21 protein-coding genes and 1 tRNA gene are annotated in these 23,741 nt (G+C 61.7%); 8 read left to right on the top strand and 14 right to left on the bottom strand.

The window, feature by feature from the left end; genetic code table 11:
* Positions 1 to 321: 321 nt before the first annotated feature.
* Positions 322 to 1,338 carry a capsule assembly Wzi family protein gene (locus PW789_RS10385; protein WP_299375459.1) on the top strand — a complete coding sequence of 339 codons (1,017 nt, stop codon included), beginning with the start codon at positions 322 to 324 and terminating at the stop codon, positions 1,336 to 1,338.
* Positions 1,339 to 1,386: 48 nt separating this feature from the next.
* On the opposite strand, the gene PW789_RS10380 is transcribed toward PW789_RS10385, so the two are convergent.
* The 6 genes from PW789_RS10380 to PW789_RS10355 all read right to left on the bottom strand — a co-directional run bounded on the left by PW789_RS10380 (position 1,387) and on the right by PW789_RS10355 (position 8,138).
* Entirely contained in the window at positions 1,387 to 2,292 is a 906-nt protein-coding gene (locus PW789_RS10380; RefSeq protein ID WP_299375456.1) for a glycosyltransferase family 2 protein, read from the bottom strand.
* Between the two features lie 34 nt (positions 2,293 to 2,326).
* Positions 2,327 to 5,107: an SLBB domain-containing protein gene (locus PW789_RS10375; protein WP_299375453.1), complete on the bottom strand. Its 2,781-nt coding sequence runs from the start codon at positions 5,105 to 5,107 to the stop codon at positions 2,327 to 2,329.
* Positions 5,108 to 5,328: 221 nt separating this feature from the next.
* Entirely contained in the window at positions 5,329 to 6,795 is a 1,467-nt protein-coding gene (gatA, locus tag PW789_RS10370; protein WP_299375450.1) for an Asp-tRNA(Asn)/Glu-tRNA(Gln) amidotransferase subunit GatA, read from the bottom strand.
* A gap of 62 nt (positions 6,796 to 6,857) precedes the next feature.
* Positions 6,858 to 7,178 carry an Asp-tRNA(Asn)/Glu-tRNA(Gln) amidotransferase subunit GatC gene (gatC, locus tag PW789_RS10365; RefSeq protein WP_299375447.1) on the bottom strand — a complete coding sequence of 107 codons (321 nt, stop codon included), beginning with the start codon at positions 7,176 to 7,178 and terminating at the stop codon, positions 6,858 to 6,860.
* A 12-nt stretch (positions 7,179 to 7,190) separates the two neighbouring features.
* Positions 7,191 to 7,469 (bottom strand): DciA family protein, encoded by a 279-nt coding sequence (locus PW789_RS10360; protein WP_299375443.1) that lies wholly within the window; start codon positions 7,467 to 7,469, stop codon positions 7,191 to 7,193.
* A 66-nt stretch (positions 7,470 to 7,535) separates the two neighbouring features.
* Positions 7,536 to 8,138 carry a sugar transferase gene (locus PW789_RS10355; protein WP_299375440.1) on the bottom strand — a complete coding sequence of 201 codons (603 nt, stop codon included), beginning with the start codon at positions 8,136 to 8,138 and terminating at the stop codon, positions 7,536 to 7,538.
* A gap of 497 nt (positions 8,139 to 8,635) precedes the next feature.
* Between PW789_RS10355 and rfbC the strand changes: the two genes are divergently transcribed.
* A complete protein-coding gene (gene rfbC / locus PW789_RS10350) occupies positions 8,636 to 9,199 on the top strand; it encodes a dTDP-4-dehydrorhamnose 3,5-epimerase (RefSeq protein ID WP_299375437.1) in 564 nt (187 codons plus the stop codon).
* A 5-nt stretch (positions 9,200 to 9,204) separates the two neighbouring features.
* On the opposite strand, the gene PW789_RS10345 is transcribed toward rfbC, so the two are convergent.
* From PW789_RS10345 to rfbB, 5 genes are read right to left on the bottom strand one after another with little or no spacing between them, the layout of a single operon-like run.
* On the bottom strand, positions 9,205 to 9,774 hold the full coding sequence (locus PW789_RS10345) for an HAD family hydrolase (protein ID WP_299375434.1): 570 nt from the start codon (positions 9,772 to 9,774) through the stop codon (positions 9,205 to 9,207).
* The gene (locus PW789_RS10340) at positions 9,774 to 10,199 is read right to left on the bottom strand and encodes a VOC family protein (RefSeq protein WP_299375431.1); all 426 of its coding nucleotides are present in this window, start codon (positions 10,197 to 10,199) and stop codon (positions 9,774 to 9,776) included. The genes PW789_RS10345 and PW789_RS10340 overlap by 1 nt, the downstream gene beginning before the upstream one ends.
* A 22-nt stretch (positions 10,200 to 10,221) precedes the next feature.
* The gene (gene rfbD, locus PW789_RS10335) at positions 10,222 to 11,124 is read right to left on the bottom strand and encodes a dTDP-4-dehydrorhamnose reductase (protein WP_299375429.1); all 903 of its coding nucleotides are present in this window, start codon (positions 11,122 to 11,124) and stop codon (positions 10,222 to 10,224) included.
* 2 nt (positions 11,125 to 11,126) lie between these two features.
* Positions 11,127 to 12,002, bottom strand: coding sequence for a glucose-1-phosphate thymidylyltransferase RfbA (gene rfbA, locus PW789_RS10330; RefSeq protein WP_299375427.1), 876 nt, complete (start codon positions 12,000 to 12,002; stop codon positions 11,127 to 11,129).
* On the bottom strand, positions 11,999 to 13,132 hold the full coding sequence (gene rfbB, locus PW789_RS10325; protein WP_299375425.1) for a dTDP-glucose 4,6-dehydratase: 1,134 nt from the start codon (positions 13,130 to 13,132) through the stop codon (positions 11,999 to 12,001). Before rfbB ends, rfbA begins: the two co-directional genes overlap by 4 nt.
* Positions 13,133 to 13,320: 188 nt before the next feature.
* Between rfbB and PW789_RS10320 the strand changes: the two genes are divergently transcribed.
* The 3 genes from PW789_RS10320 to PW789_RS10310 all read left to right on the top strand — a co-directional run bounded on the left by PW789_RS10320 (position 13,321) and on the right by PW789_RS10310 (position 15,643).
* Complete coding sequence (locus PW789_RS10320; RefSeq protein ID WP_299375422.1) at positions 13,321 to 13,542, top strand: hypothetical protein; 222 nt, start codon at positions 13,321 to 13,323, stop codon at positions 13,540 to 13,542.
* A gap of 111 nt (positions 13,543 to 13,653) precedes the next feature.
* A complete protein-coding gene (locus PW789_RS10315; protein ID WP_299375419.1) occupies positions 13,654 to 14,697 on the top strand; it encodes a galactitol-1-phosphate 5-dehydrogenase in 1,044 nt (347 codons plus the stop codon).
* Positions 14,698 to 14,851: 154 nt separating this feature from the next.
* Positions 14,852 to 15,643: an SDR family oxidoreductase gene (locus PW789_RS10310; RefSeq protein WP_299375416.1), complete on the top strand. Its 792-nt coding sequence runs from the start codon at positions 14,852 to 14,854 to the stop codon at positions 15,641 to 15,643.
* A 149-nt stretch (positions 15,644 to 15,792) separates the two neighbouring features.
* Here PW789_RS10310 and PW789_RS10305 read toward each other — a convergent pair whose 3' ends face one another.
* The 3 genes from PW789_RS10305 to PW789_RS10295 all read right to left on the bottom strand — a co-directional run bounded on the left by PW789_RS10305 (position 15,793) and on the right by PW789_RS10295 (position 21,008).
* Positions 15,793 to 17,121: an MFS transporter gene (locus PW789_RS10305; RefSeq protein ID WP_299375413.1), complete on the bottom strand. Its 1,329-nt coding sequence runs from the start codon at positions 17,119 to 17,121 to the stop codon at positions 15,793 to 15,795.
* A gap of 90 nt (positions 17,122 to 17,211) precedes the next feature.
* Entirely contained in the window at positions 17,212 to 17,886 is a 675-nt protein-coding gene (locus PW789_RS10300) for a response regulator transcription factor (RefSeq protein WP_299375410.1), read from the bottom strand.
* Positions 17,887 to 17,963: 77 nt separating this feature from the next.
* Entirely contained in the window at positions 17,964 to 21,008 is a 3,045-nt protein-coding gene (locus PW789_RS10295) for a sensor histidine kinase (protein ID WP_299375407.1), read from the bottom strand.
* Between the two features lie 285 nt (positions 21,009 to 21,293).
* Here PW789_RS10295 and PW789_RS10290 point away from each other — a divergent pair.
* From PW789_RS10290 to PW789_RS10280, 3 genes are all read left to right on the top strand, one after another.
* Positions 21,294 to 21,369 (top strand) — tRNA-Ile (locus PW789_RS10290).
* A 294-nt stretch (positions 21,370 to 21,663) separates the two neighbouring features.
* A complete protein-coding gene (locus PW789_RS10285; RefSeq protein ID WP_299375404.1) occupies positions 21,664 to 22,854 on the top strand; it encodes an oligosaccharide flippase family protein in 1,191 nt (396 codons plus the stop codon).
* 26 nt (positions 22,855 to 22,880) lie between these two features.
* Positions 22,881 to 23,642 (top strand): hypothetical protein, encoded by a 762-nt coding sequence (locus tag PW789_RS10280; RefSeq protein WP_299375401.1) that lies wholly within the window; start codon positions 22,881 to 22,883, stop codon positions 23,640 to 23,642.
* Positions 23,643 to 23,741: the final 99 nt, after the last annotated feature.

Genomic DNA, 23,741 nt, shown 5'->3' with positions numbered 1-23,741 from the left:
GCTCCTACGCCCGCGTCGGCACCATCGCCGGCCCCGCGCTCTACGACGGCTTCAACTTCGGCCAGACCTGGTGGAACGACTTTGGCCGTCCGCTCGGCCGCGGCACCAGCGCCATCGCCGGCTTCTCCGCCCGCGCTCACTATGGCCGTCTCTTCTTCTACGCCCGCGAAGAGATGCAGCAGAGCCCTGGACGTCCCAACGAGACGCCTGCGATTAACCAGCTCATCAACCAGATAGGCATCGGCCGCATCCAGACGACCGACCCCACCATCGCGCCCGTGCCCGGCTATCGCGGCCTACACGCGCCAGCGACCGCTCGAGATGTACGCGGGCATCGCCTTCGGCGGCAACGCCCTCACCTTCGGCAAGCAGCAGATCTACTGGGGTCCGACGACGATGGGCCCGCTCTCCTTCTCCAGCAACGCCGAGCCGACCTACAACGCCCGCCTTGTCTCCACGCGCCCGCACCCGCTTCCACTTGTGCCGTCGTGGGGCACCTATCGCTTCGACATCGTCCTCGGCAAGCTCTCCGGCCACTCCTACCCGGCGCGGCCCTGGTTCAACGGGCAGAAGGTCAGCTTCAACTTCGGCAATGCGCTCGAGCTGAGCTTCACTCGCTGGTCGGTCTTCTGGGGTGTCGGCCACCCGATCACCTTCCACTCCTTCAAGGACAATCTCTTCAGCTTCAACTCCACCGGCAGCTACGTCGGCAACGGTGCCGCTCCCTACGGTGATCGCCTCGATCCCGGTGACCGCAAGAGCAACTTCGACTTCCGCTACCGTCTGCCCTTCTTCAAGCACGCGGTCACCCTCTACGCCGACAGCTACTCCGACGACGATCCCAGCCCGATCTCCGCACCACGCCGTGCCGCCTGGAACCCCGGCATCTACTTCGCGCGCCTGCCCGGACTGCCGCACATGGACCTGCGCGTCGAAGCAGTCAGCAGCCAGGGCCTCGTTTATGACTTTGGCGGGACACACTTCTTCATGAACAACCAGTATCTCGACTCGAATACCAACAAAGGATTTCTGCTGGGAAATGCCGTCGGTCGCGACGGGCGCGCCATTGAAGCGCGCAGCGGCTACTGGTTCTCCTCAAGGACACGCGTCGAGGGCGGCTACCGCCAGGACAAGATCGCCAACGGCTTCCTGCCCAACGGGGGGACTATCACCGACGGTTTCGTCAACGGCAGCTTTGCCATCAACCGGCACTGGTCCGCGCAGGTCTTCACGCAGTACGAGCGCTTCCTGATTCCGTCCTACATGCAAAATTCGCAGCACAACACCAGCGGCTGGTTCCAGATCACCTGGAATCCCGAGCTCGCATTACGGAAGTAAAGAAGTCTGCAGGTGAGGATTCATCCTTCACCTGCACCACGGACTCACTTACGTCCAGTAACCCCGATTCATACTCAGCCTGCGCTTCAGTCCATTGGGGAAATGACTCTCAAGCTTGCCCAGCCGATATCCCACAAGCTTGAGCGCGGTACGAATCAGCGCTGAGGGAATCAGCCACCAGTGCTTCGGCCAGAGTGAATGCAACTCGGAACGAACGAACCGCGCTCCTTCGCCGCTTGCGCCACCAAACTCATCGATCAGCCAGCTCTCACGCGAGTGCAGCACTCCGATATCAAAGTAGCGGCGAAACTCCTGGCGCCATGTGTAGCTGTGCGAGTGATAAACCTGAGCATCGGACACATACGCGATCTTCCATCCGGACTTGACCAGTCTGGCCGCAGTGATCGTGTCTTCTCCGAAGACTGTATCCCGAGGGAAACCTCCGACAGCCTTCAGCGCAGACACACGGTAGGCGGCAAAAGAATTTGAGATGAAGATCGTTTTGAAGCCAAGATCTTTGCGAGAGGAATAGTCGCGGAGTACAGAGACAGCAGGATAGTTGAAGAGCCTTGCGTGCGCTTCGATTGGTCGGCTATCGAAGCGCGGCAGCTGACGTCCATACGCCGCTCCGACCTCTGGATCCTCAAAGGACCGCAAAAGATTCCTGATACTGTCCGAACCTGCGATCACAGCATCCTGGGTCAGGAAGACAAGGATGTCTACATCGGGAACCAGATCAACGGCCAACTGCCGTGTCGCGCCGTGATCAAACTCCCTTCGAAGGATGCCATGAACACGGATGCCAGAGGCACGCGCAAGGGCGACCGACGTGTCCGTCGACTCCGAGTCGATGACGAGGACGGTCTCGCAAGGCGTATTTTCCAGCAAGGAGTGGCTGAAATCCCGCCACTCCTTTGCCGCGTTCAGTGTTGGAACGATGACCGCGTATTTCATAACTATGATCGACGCGGAATGGCGTCACCCGTCTTCAGTTCCCTAAGACCGTATTCATCGCGGCCACAGCGATACCGAACTGCCCTACGATCTGCGCGAGATCGACGACCATCCGCATCGTTTTGCCCTTGTCGAGGTTGAGTGGGATCACGACCGTGTCGCCGGGATAAAGCCGCACGGAATCGAAGCCATGTCCGCGCAGCGACGAGCTATACTGCCTGCTGACCACATCGCCACCCGCGCGGAGCACGAAGGCACGATTCCTGTCGGCGTCACGATTCGCTCCGCCCGCCATGTGGACATAGTCGCCCAAACGACGATGCGGGTCATACAGGAACGAGTTCTGGTTATAGACCGCCCCGTCGACGCTGACGGTCGAAGGCACCTTCGGAATGATCAACTTGTCGCCATCCTCCAGCGTCAGGTCGGGGAGCGTATCGAGGCTGGTCGCGCCAGGAGCGAGCTCCAGCACGATGCGTCCCGTTGCGCGCACACGGCGCAGGCTGGAGATGATGTTTTGTGTCGTCTGCTGCTGCGCCGCCAGCGCCGTGGCGTCGGTGGAGCTGATGGCACGGCTCGCCGAGTTCTGTGCGTTGGTGCTGACCTGCAGCGAGATCTGATCCACATACTCGTTGAACCGCTGCTGCTGGACACGCCGCGTCGATTCACGCGTGAACTCAGCACCGTACAGATACGCGTCCTGGGTCAGGCCGCCGGCGCGCTGCACCAGCTGACGCAGCGTCTCTCCCGGCCGTACGCTGTAGATGCCCGACGAGACGACCTCGCCCTCAAGCCGCACAAAGCGTGTCTGCTGCGTCTGCGGAACCTTGATGTCCGCCTTCGAGAAGATCGTCACGACGTCGCCCGGCATCAGGTCAAGATTCTGCGAGGCATCGCCTTCCAGCACCGCTTTGCCCAGGTTGAAGGGAAAGAGCGCGGTCGAGAGATTTTCCTTGTTCTGGCGCTCGATCACCGCATAGGCCCAGTCGATGTCGGGCTCGCTCATCCTCACATCATTCTTCGGCAGGAACAGCGCTGCCGCTGAGTTATTGGTGTTCGTCGAACCCACGCTTGCGTTGGCGAGCCCAGCATTATTGTTCTGCTGCGACGACTGCGAGTTCTGCTGACTGCCCTGCTGCTGATTAGCCGCGCCCTGCGGGTTGCCGCCGATCGTGTTCGCCGGGATATAGCTCTGCATATCCTGCAGCCGGGAGCAGTCCAGTCCGCCGTCAGTGGGCTGCGAATCTCCGCCATTCATCAATTGGTTGAACGGCGTCATCTGCGGGTAGGTGTACATGCCGTCGCCGGTCAGTACCTGTCCCTGCCAGGGGCCACCGTTGATAACCGGCATTCCAACGAGGCCACCAAGACCGGAGCTGCGCATCGACGAATACTTCCAGTAGGGATCGTCACTCTCTTCGCCTACCGGGATGCCGTAGCGAAGGCTGGGAATACCGTAGGGAGTCGTGGGCAGACAGGTGGGCACGTAGCTCATCGTCGGCTGACCCATCTGGCTGCGCTTCAGCCAGTAGTCGCGCGTAATCAGGGCTTCCTTGTTCGGCAGCAGATCCAGAACATGCATCCCCGGCTTCCAGGTATAACGTCCGGGGTTGGCCACATTGCCGCGCAGCGTCACGGCATCCTTGAACTGGCTCGGGATCGCCACCAGCTCCAGCAGGTCGCCATCCTGCAGTGCAACCGACTTGCCCTGCGCATCGAGCGAGACCTCGATGATGCTGCGCAGGTGGCGCTGATCGACGCGCTCCAGACGAAGCTTGTCGCCGGAGGCGACGTTCGTCATGCCGGCGGCCAGATCGAGAGCCTCGCCAACAGTGGTGCTCGCGCCATGCTTCAGTTCATAGATGGCGGGCATCTTCACGCTTCCCGCCATCGCGACCTGCGGGCCGACGGGGGGAATATAGATCACGTCGCCGGGAAGAAGCGCAACGTCCTTCGACTTGTCCCCGTACAGGATCAGATCGTACAGGTCGAACTCGGTGATCAGCTTGCCGCCGCGGCGCAGCTGGATGTCACGCATGCTGCCTGCAGGCGAAGGGCCGCCGGTGGCGAAGACCGCCGTCACCAGCGTGCTCAGGGAGCTCAGCGTCCAGTTGCCCGGCTTGCGCGCCTGCCCCGTGATGTAGACCTCGATCGACCGCAGATGCCCCATGTTCACATTGAGATCGAAGTTGCGGAAGTTCTTCCCCATCTGCGACTTCAGGAACGGCTGCAGCTGGTCGAAGCGCATCCCGGCCACATGCACGGTGCCCAGCTGAGGAATATAGATAGCACCGGAGCGATCCACCACGAAGCGGCTGTTCAGGGTGACCTGGCCCCAGGTCTGGATCAGAAGCTCATCGTTGGGTCCGACGACGTAGTCCGGCGTGACCGGAATCTGGTTGACCGGGGCGAAGGTCGAGGGCAGCGTGCGGAACATCTGCGATCCGTAGATCGGCAACATCTTGCCGGTCGAGTTGGCGACCAGCTGCTGGAACTCGGTGGGAGGATCGAGTGGAAGCGGGTTCTGCTGGTTCCCCTGCGCCTGCTGCTGCAGGTTCAGCTGCTGCTGATTGTTCTGCTGGCCCATCTGCTGGGTGTCCAGAACGATTCCGCGTGCAGTGTTGGCGGCATTGGCGCCCTGCTGCATCCCCTGCTGCATCATCATCTGGTTGTTGCCGGTGCCGCAGCTGGGATCAGAGGGGCTGCAATCAGAGCTCGACGATTGCGAGCCGCTGGATTGCGTCGAACCACCAATGCCCAAGCTGTAAACGGGAAGCTGCTGCTGGGCCTCGGCAAGGATTGCCCCGAAACACATGACAGCCGCCAGACCGACGACAGGACCTCTCAACCAACCAAACCGCATCCGTTCAAAACCTCGCAAACTACGTTGCCGCCAGCCTCCACGTGACCACAGCCTGGGGGAGTCAAATTCTTTTAAAATAGCTGGCTCCAGCATACTCGAACGTATTCGCATGGTCAGCGAAAAGACCTTCCCGGAGCAGCACTGATCAACTTTATGCAGAGAAGCCAAACCGGCTACTTCGCCGACGCCTGCCCGTCCTCAACAGCCTTCGCCACGCGCAGCATGGTCGCCTCGTCGAAGTGACGGGCGAGGACCTGCACGCCGATGGGCAGCTTCTCGCCGGTCTCGCCGCAGGGAACGCTGACGCCGCAGATCCCCGCCAGACTGGCCGCAACCGAATAGATATCCTCGAGATACATCTTGATGGGATCGTCCGTCTTCTCCCCCAGCTTGAAGGCCGGAGTCGGCGTCACCGGCGCCACCAGGACGTCGACATCGTGGAAAGCCGCAAGAAAGTCGCGGGTGAGCAGCGTACGTACCTGCTGCGCCTTCTTGTAATACGCGTCGTAGTATCCCGCGCTCAGGGCGTAGGTCCCCAGCAGAATCCGGCGCTTGACCTCGGAGCCGAAGCCCGCGTCCCGCGTCTTACGGTAGAGCGCCGACAGCGATTTTGCCTCAGCGTCGCGCAGGCCAAAGCGTATGCCGTCGAAGCGCGAAAGGTTCGAAGAAGCTTCAGCCGTGGCAATCACGTAGTAGGTCGGCACCGCGTACTTGGTATGCGGCAGGCTCACCTTCTTGATCACGCAGCCAGCTGCCTTCAGACCGTCGAGCACCTTCTCAATTGCCGCACGAATCTCCGGGTCCAGTCCCTCGCCGAAGTACTCCTCCGGCACGCCGATGCGCAGACCCTCTACCGGCTTCTCCAGAGCAGCCACGTAGCTGCCGACCGGCTGCGCCGAAGATGTCGCGTCCATGGCGTCTTGTCCTGCGAGAACCTCCAGCATGGTTGCCGCATCCTTCACATTCTTCGTGAACGGGCCAACGCGATCCAGCGAGGATGCAAAGGCGATCAGGCCATAGCGGCTGACGCGTCCGTAGGTCGGCAACACACCCACCACGCCGCAGAAGGCCGCAGGCTGGCGGATCGAACCGCCGGTATCGGTGCCCAGCGAAGCCACTGCAAAATCAGCCGCAACCGCCGCAGCCGAGCCACCGCTAGAACCTCCAGGAACGCGATCGAGCGCCCTCGGGTTCCGCACCGGGCCATAGGCCGAGTTCTCATTCGAGCTGCCCATGGCGAACTCGTCGCAGTTCAGCTTGCCCAGCAGCACGGCGCCAGCCGCCTCCAGCCGCGCCACCGAGGTGGCATCATACGGAGGCTGGTAGCCCTTCAGGATCATCGATCCGGCCGTCGCCGGCGTCCCCTGCATGGTCAACACATCCTTGATGCCCAGCGGCACACCTGCCAGAGGAGGCAACGCCTCGCCGCGTGCAGCCATGCCGTCGATCTTCGCCGCCTGCGCAAGCGCCCGGTCGCGGCTCAGAGAGAGATAGCTGTTGATCTGTTCGTCACCGGTGGAGATCCGGGAATAATGCTGCTCGGCCAGCGCCACGGCCGTCGTCTCCCCGGAGGCTACCGCCGCCCGCGCGGCATCGATCGTCAAACCCTGCGTCAATCCTGTCAACTCTTCACTAGCCAAGCTCGTATCCTGCAAATCCCTGTTTTGTGTCTGAAACTGTTCTGCCGAAGATGCGGCCGGTGCTACCGCTCGATCACCTTGGGAACCTTGAAGAAGCGGCCATCCGTCTCCGGCGCTGCGGCCATGACCTTTGCGCGGTCCACCGAAGGACGCACGGCGTCGGCGCGCAACGTCTCGCCATGCAGGAAGGCCTCAACGCCCTCCAGCACCTCGCCGACCTGCGCCATGGGGGGCACATCGCTGGTGTTGAGCTCGTTGAGCTCGGCGATATGACCCAGGATGGAGTTCAGGTCGCGCTGCATACGCGGCTCTTCGTCCGCAGTCAGCTCCAGGTTAGCCAGTTCGGCCACACGTCTCACGTCGTCGATGGTTACGCCACTCATCTGCCTGTTCGATTACCTCTTCTTTATAAAGTGTATCCCGGTTACAGGCAGGGCGGCGATCCGGCCCAGGGCCGACGAGAGTTCGGAGCGCATACTGCGAAGCTGCTCCAGCCACGCATCGCCATCCACCTCAATCTCGACCAGGCCGTCCGCGTAACCAGCCACCACGCCGTGCTCGGCGAGCGCAGGCCCACAGGCGACCAGCCAGGCTGCTTCCAGCCGGTCCTGGGCCTGGAGCGCACGCAGGCTGCGCCCAAGATTCGACTTTAGAAGATCGCGAATACCATCCATTGGGAAAACGAAGCTCAAACTCGCGCCGAGAAGATCAAACACCTCTGCACAACGGCCCCTTCTTTTCTAGAAGGCTCCGTCCTGGGTGACGACCACATTGAAGGTCTTCAACAGGATCTTAAGATCTCGCCGCAGGGACCAGTGGCTGACGTACTCACAATCGAGGGCAACACGCTCGTCGTAGGTCAGCTCGCTTCGACCGGAGACCTGCCAGAGGCCGGTCAGTCCCGGCTTCACCTTGCAATAGCACTCGAAGGAGTCGGCGTACTTCTCGACCTCGGCGGCAACGATCGGCCTGGGGCCGACGAGGCTCATGTGCCCGGTCAGTACATTCCAGAACTGCGGCAGCTCGTCCAGGCTGTAACGGCGAAGGAACGATCCGATCGGCGTAATGCGGGGATCGTGGCGCAGCTTGTGAGTGCGGTTCCACTCCGACCGGGCCTCAGGATGCTTCGTGAGGTAGTCCTCGAGCACCTCGGAGGAGTTCACGCACATGGTGCGGAACTTCCACATCGAGAAGAACGCACCATTCTTGCGGATGCGGCGGTGCGAATAGAAGATGGGGCCCGGCGAGCTGAGCATAACCAGCAGCCCAACGACGCCAAGCGCAAGAATCAGAACGGGCACAGTCAGAATGATCAGCGCGATGTCGAAAATACGCTTCACCACACGGTAGCGGAAAAGACTGGCAGGAAGTGGCTCCCGTCGCCGAGACCGTGAGGCTGAGCCAGCCAAAACATCTAGGTACGAATAAGAATCTTCAATGATCGCAGCATCACGCGATTCAGGAGATTGGTATTCAGCCTGCATTGATTTCCCGTGTCTGTACAACGCATCCCTCTATGGTTCCACTTGCGAGGGGGTTATACGGGTTACTCGTGCGTGTTTTCCGTTGCGGCAGGTGACCTCAATTGCAACTACAACAAAAATCCTGCTCACTCCATCGACTACTTACTTAGACCCGTTCTTATCTACTCTGACTGTCAGCGCAGTGTGACACACCAAACTCAGTTTGGAAAACTATGATCCGGCTTTACAGAACAAAGCTAATAACTGGCTTACTTTTATCACACTTACTCAGCCCCACGCGTTAACCCATTCTGCTGAACTCCAGGCTTTTCGGTATACCCTCTGTGTACAAATCGGACTTCAGCTAAACTCTTCTGATGCAGGTTATTGAGACGCCGCTGTCCGACGTTAAATTGATTCAACCTAAAACTTTTGGAGATAGCCGCGGATGGTTCGCGGAGACCTACAACTCCCATTCCTTCAATCAATTAGGGCTTCCCAACGGATTCGTTCAGGACAACCAGTCCTTCTCCGCCAAGGGGGTTCTCCGCGGACTGCACTACCAGTTGGGCAAGCCTCAGGGAAAGCTGGTTCGGGTACTCTCGGGACATATCTGGGATGTGGCCGTCGATCTGCGTCGTGAGTCGGCCGACTTTGGCAAATGGGCGGGTTTCCACCTGAAACCCCGTAATGAAGCCGGCGAACTCGAGATGCTCTGGATCCCGGAGGGCTTCGCCCACGGGTTCCTCGTACTCTCAGAGACGGCAGAGGTGCTCTACAAGACTACAGACCTCTACTATCCTGCCGGCGAGCGCTCAATCCTGTGGGACGATCCGACCCTGAAGATCGACTGGCCCCTCGACGCGCTGGACGGCCTCCAGCCGTCGGTCAGCGGCAAGGATGCCCAGGGTTCGCCGTTCCTCTCAGCCGATCTGCCTTAGGCTGTTCATCCCTGCTGGGCGATCCAGGCTTCGATCTCGCCCAGCTCCTGCACGGCGAGATAGTCACCGCCGCAGCCTGCCTCCTCGGTACCGGCGATCAGAAACGCCTGTCGCAGTCCGGCGGCATTGGCTGCCTCGATGTCGGTGCAGCGGTCGCCGATCATAATGCTGTCTGCGAGCGAGACACCCAGCTCGTGGACAGCACGGACCAGCATGCCGGTTCCGGGCTTGCGGTCCTCGTGCTCGCGCTGGTACTCGCCGATACCGTGCCTGGGGTGGTAGGGGCAGTGGTAGACAGCGTCGAACTCCACGCCTTCGCGGCGCAGCTCCTGCCGCATCCACGTCATCAGCGACTCGTAGTCATCCTCGCTGTAGTAGCCGCGCGCGATCCCCGCCTGATTAGTGACCACCACCAGGCGGTAGCCCAGCCGCATCGCGGTGCGGCACAGCGAGGTGATACCCGGCATGAACGCTACGTCCTCCTTGCGATGCAGGTAGCCGATCTCGACGTTCACGACGCCGTCGCGGTCGAGGAAGAGGGCGCGCGGCTTCGTCTCAGCGACAGGCGCGCTCATCACTGCGCCTCGTAGCTGTGCTGATGCCCCGGGGCCTCGATCAGCTCCACCATGAAGCGCTGCGGCGTGATCCAGAACTGCACCCTCGCTCCACCATAGGCCACGGCGGGCTTGGCCGGACCAGCCATCAGTGATCCCAGCGCCTCCAGCCGCTTCGCCTCGGCGTCGAGGTCAGCCGTCAGGTAAGCAACATGATTCAGAATATTGATGCCGCGTTTCAGGGCGGTCTGCACCGGACTGGCCTCGCCCAGCGGAGCGATCAGCTCGTAGCAGGGGCCCTCTTCCGTGCGGCCAAACTGCACATACACCCCGATGCCGGGGTCTTCGAAGACCTGCGTCCAGCGGTCGATGCCAAAGAGAGCGGTCAGCGCCTGCCTGCCCTCCGCCATATCGCCCACGACCAGGCCGATGTGATCAAACGTCATGCTGTAAGGATATCCCGTGCGGTCAGAGCGCCTTGACGACTTCGGCGACAGACTCTTTCCAGCCCATCATCGTCCAGCCGAAGCGGGCAGCCAGCTTCTCACCGCTCATGCGGGAGTTGGCCGGGCGCTTCGCCGGTGTCGGATACGCCGTGGTGGGAATGCCTGCGAGCGAGGCGAACTTCACCCCGGGCTCGCGCTCCGCTGCCAGGCGTACACCTTCCGAGGCGAAGCCGAACCACGTCGTCTCACCCGACCCGGCGGCGTGATAGACGCCGTTCCACTGCGGCAACGCGTCCTTCAGCTCGGTATCTCGCGCGGAGGCCTCCACCCAGTCGATGACGCGCTGCGTCATCTTCGCCAGGTCGCAGCTCCACGTGGGAGCGCCGTGCTGGTCGTCGACGATGCTCATCGTCTCGCGCTCGCGGGCCAGCCTGAGGATAGTCAGCAGAAAGTTCTTGCCCGTCGCGCCGTAGACCCAGCTGGTGCGGAAGATCATGTGGCCCGCGCCGGTTGCGGCGAGTGCCTTCTCCCCCGCCAGCTTGCTGGCTCCGTAGACCGAGACCGGCCCCGTGGGATCGGTTTCGCGGTAGGGCTTATCGCCCGAGCCGTCGAAGACGTAGTCGGTCGAGAAGTGGATGACGCCAGCGCCAAGCCTCTCAGCCTCTTCGCCGAAGACACGGACGGCGTGCTCATTGACCGCATAGGCCAGCTCCGGCTCGCTCTCCGCCTTATCGACAGCGGTGTAGGCGGCGGGGTTCACGATCCAGCGTGGCGCCACCTCGCGAATAAACTCGCGCATCGACTCCGGATTGCCGAGGTCCATCTCCGCACGGCCCGGAGCGATGATCTCGCCCAGCGGCGCGAGCGCCGTCTTCAGCGCTGCACCAACCTGTCCCGATGTCCCAGTCAGCAGAATCTTCGCCATCGCTAGTAGACCGTCTCCTCCAGCATGCGCAGCAGGTACTGCCCGTAGGTGCTCTTGGCGATCTTGTCCGCCAGAGACTTCAGCTGGCCAGCATCGATATAGCCCAGTCGGTAGACGATCTCCTCGGGGCAGGCCACCTTCAACCCCTGGCGCTTCTCGATGGTGGCGATAAACGTCGCCGCCTCCAGCAGGGAGTCGTGCGTGCCGGTGTCGAGCCACGCCATACCGCGGCCAAGCACCTCGGTCTTCAGCTGACCGCGCTCCAGATACCAGCGATTGACGTCTGTAATCTCAAGCTCACCGCGCGGCGAAGGCTTGATCTGCTCAGCAATCGAGACCACCTGCGCGTCATAAAAGTAGATACCGGTAACGGCGTACTTCGACTTGGGCTTCAGCGGCTTCTCTTCGATGGAGATGGCCTTGCGGTTCTCGTCGAACTCCACCACGCCGTAGCGCTCGGGGTCGTGAACCGGATACGCGAAGACGGTGGCTCCGTCTTTGTTCGCAGCGGCGGAGCGCAGCGTCTTGACCATGTCGTGGCCGTAGAAGATGTTGTCGCCCAGCACGAGGCAGCAGGAATCGCCGCCAAGGAACTCCTTGCCGATCAGGAAAGCCTGGGCCAGTCCGTCGGGCGAGGGCTGCACGGCGTATATCAGCGTGATGCCCCACTGCGAGCCGTCGCCCAGCAGCTGCCGGAAGCGCGGCGTGTCCTCTGGCGTGGAGATGATGAGGATCTCGCGGATGCCCGCCAGCAGCAGAACGCTCAGCGGGTAGTAGATCATCGGCTTGTCATACACCGGGAGCAGCTGCTTGGAGACCGCCTGCGTCACCGGGTGAAGCCGCGTACCGGAGCCTCCGGCCAGAATGATGCCCTTCATCGCGTCCCCTCCGCCACCGCTTCGCGGCTGCCGTAGTTCTTGTCCATCCACTGCTGGTAGGCGCCGCTGGTCACGTGCTCCACCCACTCCTTGTTCGCGAGATACCATTCGACCGTCTTGCGCAGACCGGTCTCGAAGCTCTCCTGCGCGCGCCAGCCCAGCTCGCCTTCCAGCTTGCGGGCGTCGATGGCGTAGCGGCGGTCGTGACCGGGGCGGTCGGCGACGTAGGTAATCAGCTGCGCGTGCGGCTTGTACGGCGAATCCGGCACCAGCTCGTCGAGCAGGGCGCAGAGCGTGTTGACCACGTCGAGATTCGTCCGCTGGTTACCGCCGCCCACGTTGTAGGTCTCGCCCGGCTTGCCCTTTTCCAGCACCGTCATGATCGCCTTGCAGTGATCGACGACGTACAGCCAGTCGCGTACCTGCTGGCCGTCCCCGTAGACCGGCAAAGGCTTGCCCTTCTGCGCGTTCGAGATCATCAGCGGGATCAGCTTTTCGGGGAAGTGGTGCGGGCCGTAGTTGTTCGAACAGTTGGTGATCATCGCCGGAAGGCCGTAGGTGTGCACCCAGGCCCGGACCAGGTGATCGCTCGCCGCCTTCGAGGCCGCGTAAGGCGAGTTCGGCGCATAGGGCGTGTTCTCGTGGAAGGCAGGATCTTCGGGCTCGAGCGTGCCGTACACCTCGTCGGTGGAGACGTGCAGGAAGCGGAAGCGCTCCTTCTCCTCGCCCGCGAGCGTGTCGTAGTAGGCGCGTGCCGCCTTCAGCAGAGCAAAGGTGCCGTCGATGTTGGTCTTCAGGAAGGCTTCGGGGCCGAGGATGGAGCGGTCGACGTGGCTCTCCGCCGCGAAGTGCAGAATCGCGCGGGGCTTATGGTCGGCGAAGATCTTCGCCACCAGCTCACCGTCGCAGATATCGCCGTGGACGAAGGTGTAGTTGGGGTCGTTGGCGACCGAAGCCAGGTTCTCGGGATTGCCCGCGTAGGTCAGCTTGTCGAGGTTGATCACTGGCCCCTTGCCTGCTGCCAGCCACTCCAGGACAAAGTTGGAGCCGATAAAACCTGCGCCGCCGGTCACGATTACGGGAGCTGCCGTTGCTGCTGTTTGGCTTATGCCTGCCTTCACTGCGTCCATGCTTCCTGAAAGTCCTCCCGCCCGGCGTGTTCAGCTCTCTCGCACATCCCGCGAGGGACCACCGCCTGGCATCCCCTATTCGGAGTATCAACAGATTACCTTAGGGTCGCCTCGTCACCCCAACAAGATTCAGGCAACGCCCGCCGGATATCGCGTCTCCAACCAGACTACGAAAGGAGATCGCCGATATGGCCGTCCGCACCCAAGCCGCAGAAAATACAGTGGAACCGGGAACGCACGAGGACCGGAAGGCCGGCGTCACCCCGTCCGGCCCAAAGGGAGATAACCCTGCCACCGCCGGTCCCGGCCCCACCAAGGTCAAGTCCGGAACCCCGGAGAACGCCAGGGGGCACATCAATCCTTCGCCCGAAGACGCCAACGTAACGCCGGAGACCGCGCCGGAGAAATGACCTCCGATTCACCCGCAACGATCGCCGGGAGCCCACAAACATCAGCGCCCGCTCCATAATGTCTTGTGCCCGCTTTCAGTCTCCGATGCGGCGCAGAAAGTCGAGACCTTCGTGAAGGCGCTTCTGCTCTCAAGCTATAACCACCTTGAACTCACCGAGATGGATCGGCCCACGCCCGGTTCCGGCGAGCTTCTCATCGAAGTCGCCGCCTGCGGCATCTGCGGCTCCGACGTTCACGGCTTCGATGGCTCCACCGGCCGCCGCATCCCGCCGATCGTCATGGGGCATGAGGCCGCGGGCCTCGTCACCGCCGTCGGCGCAGGTGTCACCGACTACAAGCAGGGCGACCGCATCACCTTCGACTCCACCGTCTACTGCGGCCAGTGCGAGTTCTGCCAGCGCGGTGAGGTCAACCTCTGCAACAACCGCCAGGTCATCGGTGTCTCCTGCGGTGAGTACCGCCGCCACGGCGCCTTCGCCGAGTACCTCGTCATCCCCGAGCGCATCGCCTACCCGCTGCCCGACAACTTTTCCTTCCCCGACGCCGCCATGCTCGAGGCCGTCTCCGTCGCACTGCACGGCGTCGCCGTCGCCGACCTCAAAGGCGGCGAGACCGCGCTGGTCATCGGCGCCGGAATGATCGGGCTTCTGCTGCTGCAGGCTGCACGCGCCGCAGGATGCTCGAAGGTCTATATCTCCGACCTCGACGAGACGCGGCTCAAGCTCGCGGCCTCGCTCGGAGCCGACGAGACCTTCCTCGCCTCCGGCGAAGCCCTCAGCGCGAAGATCCTCGAACTCACCGGCGGCACAGGCGTCGACGTCGTCCTCGAAGCCGTCGGAGCCACCGAGACCATCGCCACCGGCATCGACTCCGTGCGCAAGGGCGGCACCGTCACGCTGGTCGGCAACATCACGCCGCAGGTCACGATTCCGCTGCAGAAGGTCGTCTCGCGCCAGATCCGGTTGCAGGGCTCCTGCGCGTCGGCAGGCGAGTACCCCGAAGCCATCGAGCTGATCGCCAGCGGAAAGATCAAGGTCGCACCGCTGATCACCGCCGTCGCCTCGCTCGAAGAAGGCCCCTCGTGGTTCGAGCGGCTGCACTCCCGCGAGCCCAACCTGATGAAGATCGTGCTCGACCCGCGCTCTTCACGCTGACAGATCTTCGGGCGCATCGCGCGAAGCAAATTGATTGTCATGCCGCAAATTGATTGTCATTCCATAAATTGGTTGTCATTCCCAGCGCAGCGGAGGAATCTGCCTCTTCCACGCTGCCACACTGTCCCAACACGCAACGGAGAACACGCCGATCATGAATCCCCTCTTCGATCTCACCGGCCAGGTAGCCCTCGTCACCGGCGCCAGCCGCGGCCTCGGCCAGTACCTCGGACGCGCACTCGCCAAATCCGGCGCAGACCTCATCGTGACCTCGCGCAAAAAAGAAGACTGCGCCGCCTTCATCGACGAGATCGAGGCCCTCGGCCGCAAGTGCGTCGCGCTCTCGCTCGACGTCCGTAGCCAGGACAGCATCGAGGCCATGGCCGCCGCGGCTGCCAGCGTCGCCCCGCAGATCCACATCCTCGTCAACAACGCCGGCTGCAACGTGCGCAAGCCAGCGCTCGAAGTGACATGGGACGACTGGAACCTCATCCTCGACACCAACCTGCGCGGCGCCTTCTTCACCGCACAGCACATCGCCAAGCAGATGATCCCGCACGGCTACGGACGCATCATCAACATCGGCTCCGTCACCAGCGTCTTCGGCTACGCCGGTCTCGCGCCCTACACGGCCAGCCGCGGCGGCATCAAGCAGCTGACCATGAGCCTTGCGGACGACTGGGGCCGCCACGGCGTTACGGTCAACTGCCTTGCGCCGGGCTGGTTCAAGACGTCGCAGAACGCCGTGATGTACGAGGACGCAGGCTGGGTCGAGTACCTCACCGACCGCATCCCGGTAAAGCGCCCGGGCCAACCCAACGATCTCGACGGCGCCGTGGTCTTCCTCGCATCCGAGTCAAGCCGCTACGTCACCGGACAGACGCTGCTGGTCGACGGCGGCATCACCACCGGCTCCACGCGGGCAACCGTGCAGAAACGCACCTGACGATCCGCGAGCATTGCTCATTCCGAATTGGTTTGTCACTCCGAGCGCACGCAGTCCCCGACGGCCTTGCTCGTTGGGGACTGCAGCAAGGGGCAGGCAGCAAAGAATCTGCTTCCTCCACTTCGCCACACAGCCGCTACATCTGCCTTTCAACCCTGTGGCGCATCCACCTGCTCGATCCGTCCCAGCAGAAAGACATATCCCGCGATGCCGATCAGCAGGTACGCCGCCGCAATCCAGAACGCCCACGCATACGAGTGTGTGAACGCCACCACGTATCCCGTGACGACCGGCGCGACGATGCCTGAAAGCTGATTCGAGAAGTTGATGATGCCTCCCACCGACCCCACGCTGCCGCGCGGCGCGATGATCGAAGGCACCGACCACCCCACCGGCGCTGCCGCCGACAAACCACCCAGCGAGATGCTGATCCACACCAACGCCTGCGTCGCCGTATGCGAGTACGCCGCGCCGATGATGCCCAGGCCGCAGGCCAGCCCCACGACGAGGTAAGCCTTCCGCACATTGCTCGCATCGTATCCGCGCCGAATCAACTGGTCCGCCGACCACCCGCCCAGCAGATCCGTGAACGTCGCAAACAGCCACGGCACGCCGGTGTAGAGAAACGAGTGCAGCAGGTCGATGCCAAGCTCGCTCGCAAGGTAGCTCGGCAGCCACGTCAGCAGAAGATAGAAGACGTAGTTGTACGATCCGAAGCCCAGCGCCAGCCCAAGCACCTTGCGCTGCCGCAGAAGATATCCCAGCCCGGCGCGCTGCTCGGCCTCGGTCACCAGCGGCGTCCACTCCGCCGAGACCGGCCCGGCGATGTGCCGCTTCTCGGTTCCGCTCAGCTCCGCATCCTCACCCGGATCGCGGTACAGCTTATAGAACGCGATGAAGTAGACAAAGCTGATGAGCCCCGTGATGACGAAGCTCCAGCGCCAGCCCGCCTTGATGAGGATGACGCCCAGCAGAGGCACGCCCAGCGCCGAGGCGAACTTCGCAGCCGCATCGAAGACCGCCGTCGCCGTGCCGCGCTCCTCCGGCGGAAACCAGTAGCCCGTCGCCTTCGCATTTGCGGGAAAGGTTGGGGCTTCACCAACTCCCAGCAGCAGACGCGCTCCAAACAGCGCGCCGATGTTGGGCGAGATCGCGGCCAGCAGCGACGCCACGCTCCACAAAAACGCGCTCACCCTGCCCACCTTCCGCACCCCAAAGCGATCGAGCAGTACGCCCACCGGCAGCTGGCACATCGCGTAGGTCCAGTTGTACGCCGTCGAGAGATAGCCGAAGGTGATGTTCGAGATGCCGAAGGCCGCGACCAGCGACGCGTGCGAGACCGAAAGGTTCACGCGGTCGAGGTAGTTGACCAGCACGCCGATGCCCAGCAGACACGCGATCCGCCAGCGGCGGCTCGGCACTCCCGAAGCGGGGTCTCGGTGCGAAGAAGCGTAGACGTCGGGGCCGGCCGGTGGCATGGAGAAGCAGAGAACCTCGCGCTATCGGTGTCAGCGAAAGCATATCTGCCGAAGACGGCTTATGGGAAATCGCGCCTGCGAGACGCCCGTTTATTCCGGCTTCAGATAGCCGCGCTTCATGCCGATCAGCACAGCGTGCGTGCGATCGTTCGCCTTCAGCTTGGCGAGGATGTTCTTCATGTGGCCCTTCACCGTGTCCTCGGAGATGTGCAGCTTCACGCCGATCTGCTTGTTCGAGCTTCCCGTCGCTACCTGCGTCAGCACATCCACCTCGCGCTCGCTCAGCCTGTCGGCATCGATGTGCGATGCAATCTCGGATGCAATCTCGGGCTGAATCCTGCGCTGCCCCATGTGCACGCGGCGAATGGTATCGACCAGCTCCGTGCTCAGCATGCTCTTCAGCAGGTAGCCAGAGGCTCCCGCTTTCAACGCACGCGCAGCCTGGATGTCGCCGGAGTACGTGGTCAGCACGATGATGCGCGCCTGCGGAAAATCCTGCCGGATACGATCGATCGCATCGATGCCGCCGAGGTCGGGCATCACCAGGTCCATCAGCATCACATCGGGCCGATGCAGCTGGAACAACGCGACCGCCTCGTGCCCTCCCGTCGCCGCACCCACCAGCACCATGTCGGGCTGCGAGTGAATCGCCATCGCCAGGCCATCGCGGATCATGGGGTGATCGTCAGCGATCAAGACACGAATTTGCTTTCCCTGACTCACCACAAACCATCCATCGCGGAAAGCACCTGCACTTCCGGTCATGCCGATGATACGTCTCCAACCGCCTGCCCGCCTCTACCCGAAAGGGTGGGGAGAGAACCCCCTGCAACACCTGTGCCTCATCGTCCGCGCAACCTCGCCCACAGCTTACGCAGAGCGCTGCGTCTTCCCGCATAGGCGATCGCTCCCGGAACGCGAAGCGTCGCCCGCGTCCCACTTTCAGAGAGACGAACAATCTCGAAACGCGCCTGGATCTTCGACGCACGTTCGCGCATGCCGCGTAGCCCCCAGTGGCCATCGCGGCCACCGGCACGCAGCACCGCCTCGTCGATGCCGCGGCCGTCATCCTCCACCTCGAGCAGCAGATGCGAACGGAAGTGGATGAGCATGCCGATCGACTGCGCATGAGAATGCAGAAACGCATTCGTCAGAGCCTCGCGGCCGATAAGCAGGATCTCCTCCTGGACCTCCGGCTTGAGCGCCCGTGCCCTTCCGCGTACCTCCAGGTGGAAGCCCGCCGGACGCAGCGCCTGCAGCTGGTTCCCCGTCGTCAAGAGCGAATCGATCAGCGAGCCCGACTCCGTCTCCGTGGCGCGAAGGCTGCGCACGCGTTCCCGCCCCTCCTGCATCACCGAATCGGCGCGCGTCAGCGTCTCCGACAGGATCTGCTTGGTAGGATCATGCGGCGAGAGCCGATCGGCGATGGCATGAAACTGCAGCATCACGCCGAAGAGGCTCTGCAGCAGCGTGTCGTGCAGCTCGCGCGCAATACGCTCGCGCTCATCGGATCGCGCAGCCAGCCGCGCCCGCATCTGCCCGGTCACCGCGGCGATGCGCATCTGCACAATCGTCCACAGCAGCAGCAGCAGTGCCAGCGCGACAAGAACGCGGAAGAGCCACGTCTGGTAGAAGGCAGGCGCAATGGTGAAGTCGATCGAGGTGCCCTGCTCGTTCCACACACCGTCGTTGTTGCACGCGATCACGTCGAAGCGGTACCGGCCCGGCCCCAGGTTGGTATAGAACGCCGCGCGCCGCGTGCTTGCACTCTGCCAGCTGCGGTCCACGCCCTCCAGCCGATAACGGAAGCGGACACGCTCCGCGATCGCCAGGCTGAGGCCGGTATAGTCGAACTCCACGCTGGTCGTGTGCGCGGGAATCGTGATCTTCTTCTGCGGCCCGTCGAGATAGTTTTTCTCATGCGCAATGATCGCCTCGATCCGTACCGGGGGAGGCAGCAGGTTGCGCTGCCGCTCCAGCATCTGCGGGTCGAGCCACGCAACTCCGCGCACCGTCGCAAACCACAGCTTTCCATCCGGCGCCTGCACCACCGAAGGATCAGGAAAGCGCTCGCCGGAGAGACCCGGCAGTCCATCGAGTGCGTCGAACGACTCCCCGTTCACCGCATAGCCTGGGTCACGCAGCCAGTGCGACAGCTCATCCGCCGGCACATGCACGACGCCCGAGTAGCTGTTGACCCACAGGTCGCCCGTGGCCGTCTCCACCACCCCCGAGACGCGGCCCGGCATCTCCTCATGCTGAAAACGCATCTTGCGGAAGACGCCATCGCGCATCAGCGCAATACCTCCGCCGCCCCCCATCCACAGCCTTCCATCGCGAACAGCGAGCGTCGTCACCGAGATATTCAGATCTCCGTCAGGAAACGAGAATCGCCGAAAGCCGCTCCCATCCCACTCCACCACCTTGTTCGAGAAGGCGAACCAGATGTTCCCTTCCCTGTCGCCAGCCATCGCTCCCAGAACCCCAGGCTTGCGGCCCAGCATCGGGGTCTCGTTCTTCCAGACGCCTCCGACACGATGAAGGATATCCAGCCCATAGGTCGAGAGCCAGAGCTCCCCATTGCGATCGATCGCAATCGCGGCGCAGACATTGACCCTGCCGCTGGGATACGGAACCGCAACGATACCCGCCCCCTCCGTCCTCCACAAGCTGGCATCGCCCGTGCCCCTGCCGGAGGACCAGACCTCGCCGAGCCTGTCGCTGCGCAGTCCCAGTGCGTTCGAGGTCTCCGCAAAGGTGCGCGTCGCTCCGGAGGGCTTGATCTCCGTCAACGGCAGGCTGCGGCCTCCCACCCACACGCGGCCATCTCTTCCGGCAGCGACGCCCAGCTGATAGTCCTTGCTCGGCGGAATAGGCACCACGGAGAAGGTGGTGCGTCGGAAGCGATCGAGCCCCGAGCTGGTCGACGCCCACACCGTCCCCTCACGGTCCACCATCAGCGAACGCACGTTATCCGAGCTCAGCCCGTCCACCGCACCGTAGTGCTCCCCGGCGATCTGCTTCAGACCAACTCCCAGAGGCTGCTGGCCCACGCCGGTGAAACGAGCCAGGCCCTGCAGGGTCGCCGCCCACAGGTTGCCGTCATGGTCGAAGACGAAGTTGCCGAAGCTGTCCCCGCGGCCTGTCTCGGAATGTGCCGGATCGAAGGGATGCGGCACGCTGTCGCCGCGGTTGCCGACCTTGCGCAGCCCGCGCCCGTCGGAGAGCCAGATGGCTCCATCCGGAGCCTCATGCAGATAAGCCCCCGCGTGCACATCTCCATCCCCCGGGCCACTGCGACGGAACTCCGCCTCGCCCTTGCGGCGGACCAGCAAGTCACCGTTCAGCGTCTTCACCCACAACGCCCCCGCGCTGTCCGCCAGCAGGGCACCGGCATAGCCTCCGGGATAGCCATTGCCCTTCACCAGCTCGCAGATGCCCTGGTGCAGATGCGCCAGCCCCGCCGACGACGCGATCCACAACGACCCGTCCGGAGCCTCGCTCATGCCGTCCGGCCGCCGCCCCTGCGTACAGCGGCGATTGTGAAAGTCGTAGAGCTTCGCATCCTTCCACAGCAGCAGGCCGCCCGTCCGCGTCGTCAGCCACACACCGCCATGCGTCGAGGTCATCGCGGCATCGACCTCGCCATCGCGAAGGACGCCATTGGTCGCCGCGTTCAGGCTCTGAAAGCGCACCCCGTCAAAACGATAGACGCCCTTCGACGTGGAGAGCCACAGGTATCCCACCTGCGACTGCGACGTCTCATAGACCAGCCCAATCCCGCTCTCCGAACCCCAGCCCGTATGGTGGTAGTTCTGCAGACGCCGTTCCACAGGCTGCGCCGACCCGCTGACGGCAGACATCGCCGCCAGCGCGCACAGGCCCAAGAGCCCTCGAAGTCTCCAGGAAGGGGAACGCACCATAAAGGAACACAATCGTATTCAGGATTCGCGGATCGAGTACACAGACTAACGCACAGCAGGGCTTCGGGCATTCCTCTCGCCTGCGCATTCCTATCGCCTGCGCATCTCTGTCGCTCGGGGCTTCCGCCTCTTCGCGGCTTGGAGCTGCCACAACGAAGCCATACAATAGCCACTGGGCCGGAGACATCGCACGCGATGCGCCCCGCGCCTCCCGGAGATTTCACCGGCACGTAAAGACCACCCGAGAAAGGGCCTATAGCTCAACGGTTAGAGCAGGGGACTCATAATCCCTTGGTTGGGGGTTCAAATCCCTCTGGGCCCACCATTCATTCTTGTGCTTCCCCCAACCCAAGAGGCGAGACGTCTCTGCACCAGCCCCAACGGTATACTTATTAGTCTTGTGTCCAAATTGAAGCACTCTAGTCAACGTCTTCTAACTCTCGTCCGTGTAGGCAGTTCGGATATCTCTACAGAGAGTGGCCGCACCCAGGATCGCCATCGCAGAATTGCGATCACTTCGATCTCCGCGGTCGGAGCAAAGCTGATCTCTGTAGCTGTATCGTTTCTCGCCATTCGCCTCTCCATCAAGTACCTAGGCTCCGAACGATATTCCGTATGGTTGACGATCAACTCGCTGATCGCGATGCTCACCTTTGCTGACTTTGGCATTGGGAACGGCCTGATGAACGCCATCTCGCACTGTGCCGGAAAAGATGATCGCGAAGGAGCACGACGATACGTTTCAAGCGCTTTCTTTGTGCTATTGGCAATTGCATGTGTCTTTACCGCAATCTTCTTCGCATCCTATCCATTTATCTCCTGGACTAGAATATTCAACGTCCACTCAGCCCTGGCAGCGCGAGAGTCCGGCCCCTCTGTTGCTGTGTTTATCGCATCCTTTCTTATCAGTCTGCCGCTAGGAATTGTGCAACGAATCCAGTTCGGCTACCAGGAAGGGTTTATCAATAATTTCTGGACCATTGGAGCCTCGATCGCAGGTCTTGCAGGATTGATTCTCGCGATTCATCTCCATGGAAGTCTTCCGTGGCTCATCGGAGCCATTGTTGGCACGCCCGTCCTGGCCCTAGCTGCAAACAATATCAGCCTCTTCAAAGAACGCCCCTGGCTTCGACCCCGCTGGATGAGCTTCTCTCGAGAAGCATCCAGGGAGGTCCTTGGGGCAGGCCTGATGTTTTTCGTATTGCAGCTTGCCATGGCCATCGGTTACCAATCGGACAATCTCGTCATCGCACAGGTGCTAGGAGTCGATAGCGTCACCCAATACGCCATACCACTCAAGCTGTTTCAACTCATTCCCACCGTCTCCGGCTTGTTCATGTTCTCTCTCTGGCCGGCATATGGTGAAGCCATGGCCCGCGGAGATGTTTCATGGATCAAGCGAACCTACCTTCGATCCCTTCGACTCCTTGCGATATCCGTCATTCCCGGCGCCCTCATCCTGACAGTAATTGCGACGCCCCTCATCCACCTGTGGGTTGGCCGCTCCATCACACCAACCGCGCTCTTGCTTGTTGGCCTTACGCTTGGTTCAATCACTAACAGCTTTGTCGGGCCAATCTCAGCGTTTATGAATGGAACGAGACTGCTGATGTTCCAGGTGGTCAGCTGGTCACTCATGGCAGCGACCAATCTGGGTATCTCGATCTTCCTCACGAAAAAGATTGGGCTGTCCGGGGTCGTCTACGGTTCCGTCATCTCTCAAACGGTTTTCATCCTCATCCCAAGCTTTTGGTATATCTCCCGCTTTATCAAAAAACTTGAAGCCCAGACAAGAAACGCAAGTGCATGATGCCGCGCAGAAGATAGAATTTTTCGATGGCACACGCAGAGCAACCTGGTAATCCGTGCGTGCTTTTGACAGCAACCGTCATCGTCAAAGACACGAGCTTTACCATTCGGACCGACCCAAAGATACGCCTCAATGACTACAAGCAGGCGTTTTCTCGCTGGATTAGCAATCCCGGCGTTCAGTCGATTGTGCTTGTAGAAAACTCCGGCTTCGACCTCACGGAGTTTCAGAAGATTGCCGACACCGTTCCAGATAAAAAAATTGAGCTGCTGTCCTTCACCTGTCCCACCTTCGATGGCCGGCTCGGAAAAGGGTATGGTGAAACCTTCTGCCTCGAGTACGCGCTGCAGAACTCGCGACTCCTAACAGAGTCTCCACTGTTTCTTAAAGCAACTGGTCGTTACTATTTGCGAAATGCTCACTCCTTCCTCAAATTTATCGCCCAGAATCCCGACGTCGACATAGTCTGCAATCTAACGAAGAATCTCTCCTGGGCAGACAGCCGTGCATTTGGAGGCAGGATAAAATTTTTGGAAAACTACTTCTTTCCGCTGAAGGATTTCATGAACGATTCGGCTGGCGTCTACTTCGAGCACATCCTTGCTAAGGCGATCCATCGACAGATAAGCGAGTGGGGGCGATGGGAGCTCCCTCCGGATCTACCCGAGATCGAGGGTATCTCCGGAACTCTAGATGCCGCTTACCAGATCAACCCGATCAAGGCCTTTGCCCGGAAAAAGCTATATCAATTCAAGCGGAGGCTTTTTGCGGCGCACAGTTATCTTTAGCGCAAAGAAAACCCTTTCCGGCTCAGGTACTCTTCCGCTGACCTCCTGAAGACATTAAATTGCTCTGCGACTCCAGCTATGATTGAACTGATAGAAAAT

The sequence above is a fragment of the Edaphobacter sp. genome (assembly GCF_028283685.1).
Taxonomy (GTDB): Bacteria; Acidobacteriota; Terriglobia; order Terriglobales; family Acidobacteriaceae; genus Edaphobacter.
This window is presented reverse-complemented; position numbering and strand designations above follow the sequence as displayed.